General features: G+C 37.2%; 19 protein-coding genes. 9 read left to right on the forward strand and 10 right to left on the reverse strand.

Translation table 11 applies throughout. The features are described from left to right. Positions 1 to 42: 42 nt before the first annotated feature. Entirely contained in the window at positions 43 to 705 is a 663-nt protein-coding gene (gene rpiA, locus CVFO_RS07585; protein WP_201339424.1) for a ribose-5-phosphate isomerase RpiA, read from the forward strand. On the opposite strand, the gene CVFO_RS07590 is transcribed toward rpiA, so the two are convergent. Further along, on the reverse strand, positions 702 to 2,024 hold the full coding sequence (locus CVFO_RS07590) for a M48 family metalloprotease (RefSeq protein ID WP_201339425.1): 1,323 nt from the start codon (positions 2,022 to 2,024) through the stop codon (positions 702 to 704). The genes rpiA and CVFO_RS07590 overlap by 4 nt on opposite strands. Positions 2,025 to 2,135: 111 nt before the next feature. Between CVFO_RS07590 and CVFO_RS07595 the strand changes: the two genes are divergently transcribed. Both CVFO_RS07595 and CVFO_RS07600 read left to right on the forward strand, forming a co-directional pair. Then, a complete protein-coding gene (locus tag CVFO_RS07595; RefSeq protein WP_201339426.1) occupies positions 2,136 to 2,360 on the forward strand; it encodes a sulfurtransferase TusA family protein in 225 nt (74 codons plus the stop codon). A 28-nt stretch (positions 2,361 to 2,388) separates the two neighbouring features. Beyond that, on the forward strand, positions 2,389 to 2,904 hold the full coding sequence (locus CVFO_RS07600; RefSeq protein WP_201339427.1) for a DsrE/DsrF/DrsH-like family protein: 516 nt from the start codon (positions 2,389 to 2,391) through the stop codon (positions 2,902 to 2,904). 38 nt (positions 2,905 to 2,942) lie between these two features. Here the strand turns inward: CVFO_RS07600 and CVFO_RS07605 are convergent, their stop codons facing one another. From CVFO_RS07605 to pabC, 7 genes are read right to left on the reverse strand one after another with little or no spacing between them, the layout of a single operon-like run. Further along, positions 2,943 to 3,596 (reverse strand): histidinol-phosphatase, encoded by a 654-nt coding sequence (locus tag CVFO_RS07605; RefSeq protein WP_201339428.1) that lies wholly within the window; start codon positions 3,594 to 3,596, stop codon positions 2,943 to 2,945. After that, the gene (locus CVFO_RS07610) at positions 3,596 to 4,189 is read right to left on the reverse strand and encodes an LOG family protein (protein WP_201339429.1); all 594 of its coding nucleotides are present in this window, start codon (positions 4,187 to 4,189) and stop codon (positions 3,596 to 3,598) included. Before CVFO_RS07610 ends, CVFO_RS07605 begins: the two co-directional genes overlap by 1 nt. 6 nt (positions 4,190 to 4,195) lie before the next feature. Further along, positions 4,196 to 5,482, reverse strand: coding sequence for a glutamate-1-semialdehyde 2,1-aminomutase (hemL, locus tag CVFO_RS07615; RefSeq protein ID WP_201339430.1), 1,287 nt, complete (start codon positions 5,480 to 5,482; stop codon positions 4,196 to 4,198). Between the two features lie 37 nt (positions 5,483 to 5,519). Next, positions 5,520 to 6,527 carry a DNA polymerase III delta subunit-related protein gene (locus CVFO_RS07620; RefSeq protein ID WP_201339431.1) on the reverse strand — a complete coding sequence of 336 codons (1,008 nt, stop codon included), beginning with the start codon at positions 6,525 to 6,527 and terminating at the stop codon, positions 5,520 to 5,522. Then, the gene (gene tmk / locus CVFO_RS07625; RefSeq protein ID WP_201339432.1) at positions 6,524 to 7,141 is read right to left on the reverse strand and encodes a dTMP kinase; all 618 of its coding nucleotides are present in this window, start codon (positions 7,139 to 7,141) and stop codon (positions 6,524 to 6,526) included. Before tmk ends, CVFO_RS07620 begins: the two co-directional genes overlap by 4 nt. 22 nt (positions 7,142 to 7,163) lie before the next feature. Next, positions 7,164 to 8,036, reverse strand: coding sequence for an endolytic transglycosylase MltG (gene mltG / locus CVFO_RS07630; protein ID WP_201339433.1), 873 nt, complete (start codon positions 8,034 to 8,036; stop codon positions 7,164 to 7,166). After that, positions 7,987 to 8,961, reverse strand: a complete 975-nt coding sequence (pabC, locus tag CVFO_RS07635; protein WP_201339434.1) for an aminodeoxychorismate lyase — start codon at positions 8,959 to 8,961, stop codon at positions 7,987 to 7,989. Before pabC ends, mltG begins: the two co-directional genes overlap by 50 nt. Positions 8,962 to 9,081: 120 nt before the next feature. On the opposite strand from pabC, the gene CVFO_RS07640 reads away from it, so the two are divergent. The 6 genes from CVFO_RS07640 to CVFO_RS07665 all read left to right on the forward strand — a co-directional run bounded on the left by CVFO_RS07640 (position 9,082) and on the right by CVFO_RS07665 (position 13,114). Further along, positions 9,082 to 9,813: a DUF1538 domain-containing protein gene (locus tag CVFO_RS07640; protein ID WP_201339435.1), complete on the forward strand. Its 732-nt coding sequence runs from the start codon at positions 9,082 to 9,084 to the stop codon at positions 9,811 to 9,813. Then, positions 9,810 to 10,538, forward strand: coding sequence for a DUF1538 domain-containing protein (locus CVFO_RS07645; protein WP_201339436.1), 729 nt, complete (start codon positions 9,810 to 9,812; stop codon positions 10,536 to 10,538). The genes CVFO_RS07640 and CVFO_RS07645 overlap by 4 nt, the downstream gene beginning before the upstream one ends. Positions 10,539 to 10,557: 19 nt before the next feature. Then, positions 10,558 to 10,908, forward strand: coding sequence for a P-II family nitrogen regulator (locus CVFO_RS07650; protein WP_201339437.1), 351 nt, complete (start codon positions 10,558 to 10,560; stop codon positions 10,906 to 10,908). After that, on the forward strand, positions 10,908 to 11,312 hold the full coding sequence (locus tag CVFO_RS07655; RefSeq protein WP_201339438.1) for a CBS domain-containing protein: 405 nt from the start codon (positions 10,908 to 10,910) through the stop codon (positions 11,310 to 11,312). The genes CVFO_RS07650 and CVFO_RS07655 overlap by 1 nt, the downstream gene beginning before the upstream one ends. 100 nt (positions 11,313 to 11,412) lie before the next feature. Continuing rightward, positions 11,413 to 12,066 (forward strand): DUF302 domain-containing protein, encoded by a 654-nt coding sequence (locus CVFO_RS07660; protein WP_201339439.1) that lies wholly within the window; start codon positions 11,413 to 11,415, stop codon positions 12,064 to 12,066. 97 nt (positions 12,067 to 12,163) lie between these two features. Beyond that, a complete protein-coding gene (locus CVFO_RS07665; RefSeq protein ID WP_201339440.1) occupies positions 12,164 to 13,114 on the forward strand; it encodes an MBL fold metallo-hydrolase in 951 nt (316 codons plus the stop codon). Here CVFO_RS07665 and CVFO_RS07670 read toward each other — a convergent pair. Continuing rightward, a complete protein-coding gene (locus CVFO_RS07670; protein ID WP_201339441.1) occupies positions 13,099 to 13,245 on the reverse strand; it encodes a hypothetical protein in 147 nt (48 codons plus the stop codon). The two genes, CVFO_RS07665 and CVFO_RS07670, sit on opposite strands and share 16 nt — an antisense overlap. Next, entirely contained in the window at positions 13,242 to 13,454 is a 213-nt protein-coding gene (locus CVFO_RS07675) for a hypothetical protein (RefSeq protein WP_201339442.1), read from the reverse strand. Before CVFO_RS07675 ends, CVFO_RS07670 begins: the two co-directional genes overlap by 4 nt. Positions 13,455 to 13,622 lie beyond the last annotated feature (168 nt).

Here is a 13,622-nt window from a genome sequence, read left to right on the forward strand (position 1 = left end):
GTGTATAATTTAGCCTAATATTTAGATTGTATGGAACTCATTATGACTCAAGACGAGATGAAATTTGCTGTTGCACAAGCCGCACTCAAGTACGTAGTAAAAAATACCATTATAGGTGTAGGTACAGGTTCTACTGCTAATTTTTTCATTGACGCATTGGCAAAAATTAAAAACGACATCAAGGGCGCTGTTGCAAGCTCTAAAGTAACTTCACAACGACTAGAGAGTCATGGTATTAAAGTATTTGACCTTAATGAGGTAAAAGCTATTTCGGTTTATATTGATGGTGCAGATGAATCAGACGACAGTCTAAATCTTATCAAAGGTGGTGGTGGTGCGCTCACGCGCGAAAAAATTGTGGCAGCAGTGGCTGATCAATTTATTTGTATTGCTGATGAATCAAAGTTAGTGACAATAATGGGTGACTTTCCACTGCCTGTTGAGGTTATCCCCATGGCATCTAACTATGTCAAACAGCAAATCAGCCAAAGAATTGGTGGAACACCTACAGTTAGAGAAAACTTTGTCACTGACAATGGCAACTTAATCCTTGATATTAAAGATTTGAAAATCACCAACCCTAAATCAATGGAGACAGAGTTAAACAGCATTACTGGCGTAGTAACCAATGGGCTTTTTGCCAATCGTGGCGCAGATGTTTTATTATTAGGCACACCTAATGATGTGAAAGTCGTGACTGTCTAATTGGATAAATTCTGATACAAATCTATCAACTGCTCTAAGCGCTCAATTTTAACTGTTAAGACATCAAACAAATCTCGCGACTGGGTAACAGATTTTGCTCGCTGGTAACGAGTAACACTTTCACTTAACTTGCCTTGCAATACCAATGCCTTTGCGTTGTGCATATGCACGCGATCTAACTTGCCAGCACTTACATATAAAGATGAAAGTAACTTATGAGAATGATAAGTGCCCACATTAAGTTTTAAATAACGCCTCAATATACCAACACCCTTAGTGATTTTATTATTAGCTGCATAAGCTTTAGCTGCATAATATATGCTAGTTTCGCTGTCATTCACTTTGGAAAAATATGCTTGTGCCTTATCTATTTGCGCAAGTTTTGAATAAATTCTACCTGCAAGAATATAAGTTGGATTGTCATGATTTAGTTTTAAAAGTTGACTAATGTGATTTTTAGCTTGTCGATACTTTTGTTTCTCTAAAGCATCGTAAGCGTACATATACAAGTTGAGTACTTTGTTTGTTTCCAATTTAATACGCTTATGTTGATGGTAATACAACTTAGCCTTAATGGTTAAATACTCAAATGAATCTGCTCGATAATCACCACGCTCTCTAGCAGAGCGTTGTATAGAATCAGAAATCCTATTGATGCTGAGCGGATGGGTGCGTAAGAATTCATTTACACCTGGATTGTCTTTAAGTTTTTTAAAAAAGTTCGCCATGCCTTTAGGGTCAAAGCCAGATTTTAATAGCATTTTAGTCCCTATCCGATCCGCCTCCCACTCATGTGCACGGGTAAAATTAATACTTTGCTGTGCAATTGCTGCAACGCCAGAAACTGCAATGGTGGAATTATTCGCCAATACTGCAGCCAGCATACTAGCCAACATTATATAAGTTTGCTTGCCTGTCTTCTCACTAAAACGAGTCAAATGGCTTTGAGTAACATGTGATATTTCATGAGAAAGAACGCCTGCAAGTTCTGATTCAGAATCAGAACTGAGCAACATGCCAGTATGTACACCAATATAACCATATGGACCTGAAAAAGCATTAATACTATCATCGTTCAGCATAAAAAAATCAAGGTGCTTAGATGGATTCTCACTATAAATAGACAATTCTTGACCTAATTTTTTTAAATAAACTTGAGTTTCAATATCCGCCACCACAGAACTGGTATCCCAAATAATTTGTAAAAATTCATTACCTTGTTTTTGCTCCTGTAGCGACTCGGACAAGACCAGCTCAGGCACCTCTAATGCAAACGTAGGTAAAACAATCAATATCCACATTACTAAAAGTTTAATCATGTACTTATTATATTTGACTCTTTACCGTTGGACGACTAAAATAGCTGAAATTATTAGTTATTTCTAATATGTTTATTATTTAAACTTTAAAAAAATATAAGGAGTCCACAAATGGCTGACGAAACTTTAGACGCATCAGGCTTAAACTGCCCATTACCAATTTTAAAAACTAAGAAAGCATTATCCAAAATGGATGCTGGTAAAATCTTAGACGTAATTTCAACTGATGCTGGTTCAGTAAAAGACATTGAAGCTTTTTGTAATCAAACAGGTAATAAACTTATATCCACTGTTGAAGAAAGTGGTAAATACATCTTCACCATTGAAAAGGCTTAAGTACTAATTATTTCATAGGAGAATCATTATGTCAGACAATAAAAAAATGACTATTATTGCCACCAAAGGAACTTTTGATTGGGCTTTTCCGCCTTTCATTATTGCCTCTACTGGTGTTGCAATGGATAAAGAAGTCACCATCTTTTTTACCTTTTACGGACTTAATCTTTTATTAAAAGACACCTCTAAATTGCGTGTTTCTCCCCTTGGAAATCCTGGCATGCCAATGAAACTGCCTTTTGGTCCTGAATGGCTACAAAAAATTGATTTCGGCCCAAAAATTCCAAATATCTTTTGGTCTTTGCCATTCACAGAATACTTGGCTACTTCTTTAATGAAGAAAACCATGAAGAAAAATGGCGTTGCAACGCTTGATGAGTTGCGCTCTATATGTCAGGAATTTGATGTTAAATTTATCGCTTGTGAAATGACCGTTGATTTATTCGGCTATAGTAAAGACGACTTCATTGATGGTGTTGAATTTGCAGGTGCAGCGACTTACTTTGAAGAATGTGATGGCTCAAATCATAACCTTTATATGTAATAAATTTTTATTATTTATCAATAAAAAAAGAAACAGCGTTATGTCCAATCTAGGCACTTCCAACCTCGCTCAATTGCAAGGGTATTTAGCTTATCATCGCCATGAACAACAATTGGATAATCTACCAATTCTAACATGGGTAAATCATTATATGAATCTGAATAAAAACTTGCACCTTTGATATTTTTGCCAGTCTCTTTCAACCATTTATTAAGATGATTAATTTTGCCGGATTGAAAACACGGTTCACCCTCAACTTTACCTGTATATTGACTTTCTTTAATCTCGGGATTGGTGGCTAATAAATGCTCAATCCCATATCTAGCCACAATTGGCGCAGTAACAAAGCGATTGGTGGCAGTAATCACTATTACAATATCACCTTTTGCTTTATGCGCGTCAACCACTGTTTGAGCTTTAGGCAATAAAATTTTCTCAATCTTCTGGCTCATAAACTGCTGATGCCATTGGTTTAATGTCTGTATAGAATGTTGAGATAAAGGCATTAGGCAAAATTCTAAATACTCATTAATGTCTAATTTTCCAAGTGCGTATTGGTCAAAAAAATACTGGTTTTTGCTTTGATAAGTGCCCACATCAACAGCACCAATTTCACTTAAAAATTCTCCCCAAAGAAAATCACTGTCTCCTTTAATAAGTGTTTTGTCTAAATCAAAAATTGCAAGTGCCATTACGTCTCCTTAATACTGGCTAGTATTTGCTCTATCTCATCAACAAGGCAAAATAAATTTAAATCTTGTTGACTAATATAGCCTTGCTGTACAAGTGTTTCAAACCAAGTAATGATAGGTGACCAAAATGACACGTCCAGCAAGAAGATTTTAATACGCTTGCCTTTTCTAGTTTGCACCAAAGTTAATACTTCCATCAGCTCATCAGCTGTCCCAAAACCACCAGGGAAGAAGACGCAAGCATCTGCATACTTAATCAAAGTAACCTTGCGGGTAAAAAAATGCTCAAACAGTAAGCACTCGTCCAAATATGGGTTGGGGCTTTGCTCCTTGGGTAATTTAATATTAAGCCCGATACTGCTTGATTTTCCATCAAATGCGCCTTGATTTGCAGCTTGCATAATGCCAGGACCAGCACCCGTTAGTATATTAAACCCACTATCAGATAATAATTTACCCAATTGATACGCTTTTTTTGCTAAATCATGCTCTTGGTTAATTCTTGCAGAGCCAAAAATAGTGATATTATTGCTAAAATTATCCAACAACTTAGTAGCATTAATCAACTCTGATTTAACCACATCAATCTTCATAAAAATTTATGTCAGTTTTATAAATGCGCGCCCAGCTGCATCAATGGTATTTTGAATATCTGCATCGCTATGAGCACTGGAAACAAAACCCGCCTCATAAGCAGAAGGTGCCATATACACACCCTCTGCCAACATTAGGTGGTAGAATTTTTTAAACAATTCAACATTACATTGTGAGGTCTCTTTAAAGTTAGTTACTGATTGAGAGTCGGTAAAAAATAGACCAAACATACCGCCCACAACATTAGCAGTCATGCCGATATTGTTTTCCTTGGCTTTAGCCAAAATACCCTTTGTTAACTTCTGAACTTTGGCATTTAAGGCGGTATAAAAATTCTCATCTTTTGATAATGCGTTTAACATTGCCAAACCTGCTGACATTGATATTGGATTACCCGAAAGCGTTCCTGCTTGATAAACAGGGCCTAATGGCGCGATTGATTGCATAATGTCACGCTTGCCACCAAATGCACCCACTGGCAAACCACCGCCAATCACCTTACCCAATGTTGTTAAATCAGGTTTTACGTTATAAAGCGCTTGTGCACCGCCAAGTGCGACGCGAAAGCCTGTCATTACTTCATCAAAGATTAAAATAACCCCATACTCATCACACAATTCGCGTAATCCTTGCAAAAAACCGTCGGTAGGTAGGATGCAGTTCATATTACCTGCCACAGGTTCAACAATAATACAAGCCACTTCAGCGCCCGTTTCACTTAATACTTCACGCACTTGGTCAATATTGTTGTATTCTAAAGTCAGCGTGTACTTTGCAAAATCTTTAGGTACGCCAGGTGAGGTTGGTACACCCAATGTCAAAGCGCCAGAACCTGCTTTAACCAGTAATGAGTCAGAATGGCCATGATAACAACCTTCAAATTTAATAATCTTATCTCTGCCCGTATGACCACGCGCCAAACGAATGGCACTCATGGTTGCCTCTGTACCTGAACTGACCATACGAACCAACTCAATTGAAGGCATTAGCTCGCATACTTTTTCTGCCAGTATTGTTTCAATTTGAGTAGGTGTGCCAAAACCAAGACCGTTTTCCAAAGTAGCTTTAACAGCGCTAATAACCGCTTGATTAGCGTGACCTAAAATCATCGGCCCCCAAGAGGCAACATAATCGATATATTTTTTACCATCCGCATCAAAAAGATAAGCACCCTCGCCGCGAGTAAAGAAAATAGGACTGCCACCCACACCATTAAATGCCCTAACTGGTGAGTTTACCCCACCAGGAATGACAGTTTTTGCTTGTGCAAATAAAGTTTCTGATTGATTCATGTCTTCTCCTGTTTGTTAATAAACGAGCCTTGTACATTTATTGGGTAATTTGTGGATATTGTTTTAAATGAGCGATATGCGACCATACAATTAAAATATTATCCAATAATAACTTAATATTAACGGTAGTTTTTGATAGTTTAATGGCATGATAAATATCATCCAGTAGTTTGAATAAAAACTCAAATTTTACTGCTTTGATAACTTGATTTAGCTCAATCAACCCGCCTTCTTGATGAGTGGTCTTTAACCTGATTCCTTCAATAACAATATTTTGCAAGCAATTTAAAACTACCAACTCATTGCCCTCAAACTCTTTAATTTGTGTCACCATTAATGGATTGATGGCAATATTAAGCAACTGGTTTTGGTAATGTTGATAATGGATAAAACTACCATCAAACAACTCAGACAACACCTTAAATGGAACGCCATGTGTATTTTCTAATAACTGCGGAATATCAAAATCTGCATTTTGAGTTTTGCCAATATGTCCAATTAACCACTGACAAGTTTGTTGGTCATACGCCGGTGCAATATGTATATTTTGACATCTTGATACAACAGTAGCTGGCAAATTTTCAACATGGTGCGCCAAGATAATAATAAGCGTATTTTTTCTAGGCTCTTCAAGAGTTTTTAACAAACCATTAGCAGCACTCGTGTTCATTTGGTCGCCATAAAAAATAACCCCAATTTGTAACTGATCAGCGGTTTTGTTCAAAGCATCACAAAAAACACGCACTTGGTCAATACGGATATCCTTAGACCTATTTTTGCTTTTTTCAACCATCTCTCCTGCACGACAATAAACCATATTGGGGTAATTTGAGCGTCTAATTAATACAGGATAATCCAAATCCTCTCTAGTATTGTCTTTCCTAATAATAACGTCATCTTTTAACAACACACCTACTAATTGTTGCATGAGTTCAAATTTGCCAATTTTTTCAGCACCCGTAATCAATAATGCGTGAGGTAGATGATCTTGATCAATCATCTTTTGTAGTTTAGACCATGCATTTTCGTGCCAAGGAAGATTCATAATGTTTGTAAAATGGTTTTGACTTGTTGGGTGGTCTGCTTAAGTGTTTTTGAGGCGTCAATGAGCTTAATTCGCTTGGGAAATTGCTTAGACCTTTCAATATAGCCGTCTCTCACACGGTTAAAAAAGTCATGTGTTTCAAGTTCAATTCTATCTTTGTGGTCTCTAGATTCAATTCGTGACATGCCTAGTGCAACTGGCACATCTAATAGTAAAGTCACATCAGGGGCAAAACCTTGCAACACCCATTTTTCCAAAAGTGTAATGCGTTCAACACTTAAACCTCTACCGCCACCTTGATAAGCATACGAAGCATCCGTAAAGCGATCACTTAACACCCAATCGCCTTTTTCAAGTGCCGGCATAATTTTAGTCTTAATATGCTCATTTCTAGCAGCAAACATTAATAATAACTCAGTATCACCATGCATTGATTGGGTGTCAGTGCTTAATAATAATGTCCTGATTTTTTCACCTAACTCCGTGCCACCCGGTTCACGCGTTAAAATAACATTGATGTTTTTTTTGGCTAAATAGTCGCAAATAAAATCAATTTGTGTACTTTTCCCAGCACCCTCAACGCCATCAATGGTGATAAATTTTCCTCTTTGCATGTCAGATATTTTATATAGATATTTATTGATTTTTTAGGTACTTGTTGATATTATCTTTATGCTGTTGATAGGTATTTGCAAAAGCGTGAGTACCACCCTTTTTAGCAACAAAATAAAGCGCATCGCTCATGTGTGGGTGCGTGGCTGCATGTAACGAATCTGCACCTACCGAGGAGATTGGCCCTGGTGGCAAGCCTTTATCTCTATAGGTATTGCAAGGGCTTTTAAATTTTAAATCTTGTTTTTTAAGTGGCGCTTGGTAGTGTTCACCCAGTGCATAAACCACACTTGGGTCGGTTTGCAAACGCATGCTTTTTTGCAAGCGATGAATGGACACACCTGAAATTTTGGGTTTTTCTTGTGCATTGGCTGTTTCTTTTTCAATTAAAGAGGCAAGTACTAACGCTTGTTCAGCATTTTCCAAGGGTAGAGTGTCAGCCCTATTACGCCAAGCAAGTGCAAGTTTTTGACGCATCATCTGATGAGCTCTTTTAAACACACTAAGCACACTATCGCCATAATTAATTTGATAAGTATCTGGCCAAAAATAGCCATCATACGGATGGCTTTGCTTAATTTCAGTCATGATTTCTGCTAAAGTTTTGCTAGATTTTAGTGCTTTCATATTAACCAATTTTTGATAATAGTCATCAATAGTATTGTCCTCAATTAAGGCAATACTTCTGGTCGCCACTTTTGCAGATATAAAATGATTCAACAAATTAATCACGCTCATATTCGCATTAATATCATAATAACCCGATTTAATTTTTGACTCAAGATTGAGCGATTTGGCAAGTAACCGCATAAAAATACCAGAGTTGATATAGCCCAGATACTCTAGATTATTTGCAGTTAAACAAAGGCTGGTCCCTTGAGGATATTTGATACACAACTGAATTATTTGCTTTGATAGTATTTGCCCAATACATCCAAAATAGCAAAGAAATCGCTAAAAATACAATAATAAACTTCAAATAAGGCTGTTTTGATTTAAGCAAAATTGATGATGAGTGGTTATTTTTAGAGCGAGCAAAAGCACTGATTAATTGATTTGTGATTTGATGATGGCTAAATAATTGCTGATTAATTTTAGCCACAGGCTTAATACCTATCACACTATTAGTGATAAACACTTCATCTGCTTCAAGTAGTTTGATTAATGACAAAGAACAAATCTCAAGTTGCAATCCTAGTACTTGTGCCAAATCAAAAACCACGGATCTTCGAGTGCCTTCAATACCACAATTAGTCAAACTGGATGTAAAAATCACCTGATTGCGAATGGCAAAAATATTACCTTGAGTCACTGAAATGACCTGAGCATTTTCATCCAACATAATACACTCTTGCGTTTGCAATTCTGACCTTGCAAGAATTTGCTCTAAGCGATTACAATGCTTAATTTCAGACAATAATTGATTACTTACGTAGCCACTAGAACACACACCCAACTCATATTGCCACGGCAAATCAGGCACAGGGGAAATAATGATAATACGAGTTGGCTTGATGTTTTTCTCATAGCCATAACCTCTTGTACTCTCGCCACGAGAAAGTATAATTTTAACCACGGCTCGGTCTAACTTGGAAATAGCGAACGCTTTAGCAATTTCCTTGAGCCAAATAGCCTCACTCACTGGATGAATTTTTAACTTATCGCAACCTTTTTTTAACCTTGAAAAGTGCTTGGACCAAAACAACACTCTAGCATCTTCAATTAAACAAGTTTCAAACAAGCCATCACCAAATTGCACAAGACGATTAAGCGCACTGAGCTTGGTTTGTTTTTTCCCATTAATTAATAAGGTGCTATCCATAAGATAACATTATAATTCAATGTATGAAATTACTATCTTGAGATATGAAAATCACTTAAAAATAAATTTTCATCATTTAGCTTAATACTCTCATCAAAAAAACGCAAGCCCAAGGTCTTCATGAAAAAAACTGTTCAACAGTTTATTAAAAATCTAACTGATAGCGCTAAAGATTTAGCCCCCATTATAGGCGTGATTGCTTTTTTCCAAATCGTTGTGCTTCAGCAAAGCATTCCTAACTTAATGGATATTATAATTGGAACAGGGTTTGTTTTATTGGGCTTGACTTTATTCATCTACGGACTCAAATTAGGGCTGTTTCCCATTGGTGAAACACTGGCTTATGGCTTTGTCAAAAAGGGTTCAATTTTTTGGTTGCTTTTATTCGCCTTTGCCTTGGGGTTTGGCACCACAATGGCAGAACCTGCCCTTATAGCAGTGGCCAATGAAGCGGCTAAAGTTGCTCAACTGGGTGGCATTGTCAATACACAAATAGAACTTAATAATTATGCACAAACATTGCGCTTTACTGTGGCTATTTCTGCAGGTTTGGCTGTGGTGATCGGCGTGCTTAGAATTTTAAAAGGCTGGCCAATACAATACTTAATTATTGGTGGTTATCTTCTAGTAATTGCCACCACTTTTTTTGCACCAGACTTTATCATCGGCATCGCTTATGATTCAGGTGGCGTAACTACTAGTACTATCACTGTACCACTACTCACCGCACTCGGTGTTGGCTTGGCAAGTTCAATTAGTGGTAGAAATCCTTTAACCGATGGCTTTGGCATGATTGCCATCACCGCACTGCTACCCATTATTGCAGTGATGTTATTTGGTATATTGCTATGAGCCTAGTGTATAGCTTTATCAGCATGTTTTGGGATGTTGCTCCTATTGCAGTAGTGTTGTTTGGTTTTCAAACCATCATCCTTAAAGAAAAAATACCACACTTAAAGAAAATTATCACAGGATTTATTTTAGTGTGGATTGGACTGACTTTATTTATTGTTGGCTTAGAAAAAGCACTATTTCCTTTAGGAAAATTAATGGCAAACCAACTTACATCAAGTAGTTTTATCGGTAGTGGCACACTTGGCTGGGGTGATTATTATTGGATTTATATCTTTGCAGCCAGCATTGGCTTTGCCACAACCATTGCCGAACCATCCTTACTAGCAGTTGCCATTAAAGCCAATCAAGTCTCTGGTGGTTTCATCAAAGTATGGCCCTTACGAATTGCAGTTGCCATTGGTGTGGCTGTGGGTATTGCCATCGGCAGTTTTCGCATTGTAGCTGGGCTGCCACTACACTATTTTATTATTACCGGCTACGTTGTTGTACTGATACAAACCTATTTTGCACCTAAAAATATTATTGCACTTGCCTATGATTCTGGCGGTGTCACCACATCTACCGTAACTGTACCACTGGTTGCAGCCCTTGGACTTGGACTTGCGAGTACAATTGATGGGCGTTCTACACTCATTGATGGTTTTGGTTTAATCGCCTTCGCCTCACTGTTTCCGATTATGAGCGTGATGGCTTACGTACAAATTATGAAATTTTTAAAATAAGATAAAAATAGGAGAGATTATGCACTTTAAACTGATTATCGCTTTTGTTGATTCTGACAAAACTGACAAAATACTTGAGGCTGCTAGAACAAAAGGCGCCACAGGTTCAACCATTATTTCTCAAGCACGAGGAGAGGGTCTCAAGCACAACAAAACATTTTTAGGACTCAACATTGAAACACCTAGAGATGTCTTATTACTACTTGTAGAGCAACACCTTTCTAGAGACATACTAGAAACAATTGCTGATACAGGCCATTTTGAATCCAATCCACAAGAAGGGATTGCTTTTCAAATTGATGTCGAGGATGCTGTTGGCGTCATGCATCAAATTCATGCACTAGAACACACTATAGAGGAGAAAATATAATGACGTATAATACAATACCAACCCTAGTAAAAGATGTTATGTGGACACAAGTCGATATTGTTGATTCAAAATGCACCGTGCAAAATGCACTTAATGACATGCAACATAAGAAGACTAAAATGCTTTTGGTTGATAAATCTCATGAATATGACGAATACGGCGTAGTACTGATTACTGACATTGCCTCTAAAGTCATTGCCAAAGACCGAGCCCTTGACCGAGTAAATGTGTATGAAATTATGAACAAACCTGCCATCTCAGTTCGACCTGATATGGACATTCGCTATTGCGCAAAACTATTGACAAATTTTAGCTTGTCTCGTTGCCCGGTTTTAGATAATGGAAAAATTGTTGGCGTGATTAGTTTAACCAGTATTGTCTTTAATGGTTTACGGGTTGTATAGTAAAAAAAATTAGCAAATTAGCAAATAGTGATATATTCACTATTTTATTTTAACCTGCTAGAATGCAGAATTATTTTAATTTTAACAATAGGAAAGAGAAATGAGCGGAATTGTCAATCTAGTCAAATGGCTATTAATTATCATCGGTGCTATTGCAACTTATTATGCCGTGTCATTACAAATTAAATATGATGGCGTGACTGGAAAGATTATTAGTGAAATGATTTCACCAAAACTACACCCCGATTCGATGGCCAAAGTCTATATGCCAATGGCAAATACTTTATTAGATACAGGCGATATTGCCATGGCATCTGTTGTGCGTGTTAAAGTAGCTGATGATGTTTCAAATGAGGATGTAGAAGAGGCGATGGAAAGTATCGCAACTGCTGAAAGTGTCCGCTCTGTTGGTATGCTGCCACTTTCAGAAATGGTTGAAATTCAAACCAATTCAGAGGGCGTCACCAAAGGTCATCCAGATTTTAAAAGACAACGTTTCTTAAAAATTTACCAATATTGTTCACCACGCACGGCCATGACTATGGTTGATCACTCAGATGCATTTTCAGCCTACTTGCCTTGCCGTATCGCACTTATTGAAGACAAGTCTGGACAAAGATGGCTCTATACGCTAGACATGAATGCCATGATTTATGGGGGTGCGCCACTACCAAAGTACTTACTTGAAAAAGCACTAGCAGTTCAAGAAACCATGAATGCTATTCAAAATGGTGGTGCAGAGGGGGATTTTTAGAAAAACCTATCGCTATATTCAAAAAAAACCGTCTTTTAGACGTAGACGGTTTTTTTATGTCAGAATAAAAACTTAAACTTATTTAAACGTACAAAAAATGGAACCCATTTATCACGAATTAGATTTTAATGTTACTTGCGTTGACACGCAACACATACGCAAAGACTTTGTCGCTAGCTATTTAATCGAAGACAATGGACGAGCTGCTTTTATTGATACAGGCTGCCATCTTTCAGTGCCTGGCCTTTTGGCCACACTAGATGCAAAAAATATTAGCCGTGAAAGTGTCGACTATATTCTATTAACCCACATTCACCTAGACCATGCAGGTGGTGCAGGTGAACTTATCAAGCACCTACCTAATGCCATGGTTTATGTGCACGAATATGGCTACAAGCATTTAATTGACTCTTCAAAATTACGCGCAGGTGTTGTGCAAGTTTATGGCGAATTATTTTTTAAGCAATTTTTAGGCGATTTAATCCCCATATCAAAACAACGCATCATCATTGCCAAAGATAATGATGAAATAACGTTGGGCAAGCGAATATTAAGATTTATCGACACACCAGGACATGCGCGCCACCACGTCTGTATTTGGGATGAAAAATCACGTGGCGTTTTTTCTGGTGATACACTCGGTGTGAGTTATCGAGAATTTGACACCAGTCAAGGTAGACTCATTTTCCCGCCCACTACTCCCATACAATTTGACCCAGAAGTGTGGAAAAAAACCATCAATCAACTCATGAGTCTTAAGCCAAAATACGCTTATTTAACACACTTTAACCGCATTGATTTTAACCAAGATTCCGCCAGTATGCTCATTGAACATATTAATGGATTTGTTAATATTGCCAACACCTTAAAAACACAGCCTAATCGCGTTAAAGCTATTAAAGAAGCCCTTCTTAATTATCTATTAGCACTTACTAGTAAACAAGGTGTAATGCTTGACAAGCAACAACAAATCAAACTCTTTAAGGGCGATTTAGAAATTTGCGCCCAAGGTCTTAATGTTTGGCTTGATCATCAATCTAACAATTGATTAGCAGGTATGCCCATTGCTGAAGCAATATTTTCAAGTGGTTTGGTTATTTTTTTATACATAGTTTTTTCAATTTTAGCAATACACGCTTGACTAACACCTAAAGAATCTACCAATTGTTGCTGTGTCATTTTAAGATAAAGTCTCCACGCCACGCCTTAATGGTTGTACAATCTTTAAGAAAAATGCTGGCAATAACTTCATGTGGCGTATAATTTTCATCATCGTTTGGCTTGTCGCCTGTACGCATCAACAAATCTTGATAATTACGCCAATCAATCACAGCAAACGCAGGCTTACCATCTTGTTCAAAAACTTGAGGTTTAATATGTGTTTCCATCGCGTTTTTTACCCTTTCTATTCGAATAATTTTAACTTTGTTATCATAATCAAATAACACTCTATATCAACCAATTGTTAAACGATAATCATACTAATGATTCCTTAATTTTCTAACATTACCAACTATCTTGTGGCTCTTGTAACTGTTCAACAGTCCTAATTATTC

Source organism: Isorropodon fossajaponicum endosymbiont JTNG4 (assembly GCF_016592615.1).
GTDB lineage: Bacteria > Pseudomonadota > Gammaproteobacteria > PS1 > Pseudothioglobaceae > Ruthia.

Bases quoted from the DNA above. Each gene is read 5' to 3' on its own strand.
- rpiA (WP_201339424.1), top strand. From the start codon at position 43: ATGACTCAAGACGAGATGAAATTTGCTGTTGCACAAGCCGCACTCAAG.
- CVFO_RS07590 (WP_201339425.1), bottom strand. From the start codon at position 2,024: ATGATTAAACTTTTAGTAATGTGGATATTGATTGTTTTACCTACGTTT.
- CVFO_RS07595 (WP_201339426.1), top strand. From the start codon at position 2,136: ATGGCTGACGAAACTTTAGACGCATCAGGCTTAAACTGCCCATTACCA.
- CVFO_RS07600 (WP_201339427.1), top strand. From the start codon at position 2,389: ATGTCAGACAATAAAAAAATGACTATTATTGCCACCAAAGGAACTTTT.
- CVFO_RS07605 (WP_201339428.1), bottom strand. From the start codon at position 3,596: ATGGCACTTGCAATTTTTGATTTAGACAAAACACTTATTAAAGGAGAC.
- CVFO_RS07610 (WP_201339429.1), bottom strand. From the start codon at position 4,189: ATGAAGATTGATGTGGTTAAATCAGAGTTGATTAATGCTACTAAGTTG.
- hemL (WP_201339430.1), bottom strand. From the start codon at position 5,482: ATGAATCAATCAGAAACTTTATTTGCACAAGCAAAAACTGTCATTCCT.
- CVFO_RS07620 (WP_201339431.1), bottom strand. From the start codon at position 6,527: ATGAATCTTCCTTGGCACGAAAATGCATGGTCTAAACTACAAAAGATG.
- tmk (WP_201339432.1), bottom strand. From the start codon at position 7,141: ATGCAAAGAGGAAAATTTATCACCATTGATGGCGTTGAGGGTGCTGGG.
- pabC (WP_201339434.1), bottom strand. From the start codon at position 8,961: ATGGATAGCACCTTATTAATTAATGGGAAAAAACAAACCAAGCTCAGT.
- CVFO_RS07640 (WP_201339435.1), top strand. From the start codon at position 9,082: ATGAAAAAAACTGTTCAACAGTTTATTAAAAATCTAACTGATAGCGCT.
- CVFO_RS07645 (WP_201339436.1), top strand. From the start codon at position 9,810: ATGAGCCTAGTGTATAGCTTTATCAGCATGTTTTGGGATGTTGCTCCT.
- CVFO_RS07650 (WP_201339437.1), top strand. From the start codon at position 10,558: ATGCACTTTAAACTGATTATCGCTTTTGTTGATTCTGACAAAACTGAC.
- CVFO_RS07655 (WP_201339438.1), top strand. From the start codon at position 10,908: ATGACGTATAATACAATACCAACCCTAGTAAAAGATGTTATGTGGACA.
- CVFO_RS07660 (WP_201339439.1), top strand. From the start codon at position 11,413: ATGAGCGGAATTGTCAATCTAGTCAAATGGCTATTAATTATCATCGGT.
- CVFO_RS07665 (WP_201339440.1), top strand. From the start codon at position 12,164: ATGGAACCCATTTATCACGAATTAGATTTTAATGTTACTTGCGTTGAC.
- CVFO_RS07670 (WP_201339441.1), bottom strand. From the start codon at position 13,245: ATGACACAGCAACAATTGGTAGATTCTTTAGGTGTTAGTCAAGCGTGT.
- CVFO_RS07675 (WP_201339442.1), bottom strand. From the start codon at position 13,454: ATGGAAACACATATTAAACCTCAAGTTTTTGAACAAGATGGTAAGCCT.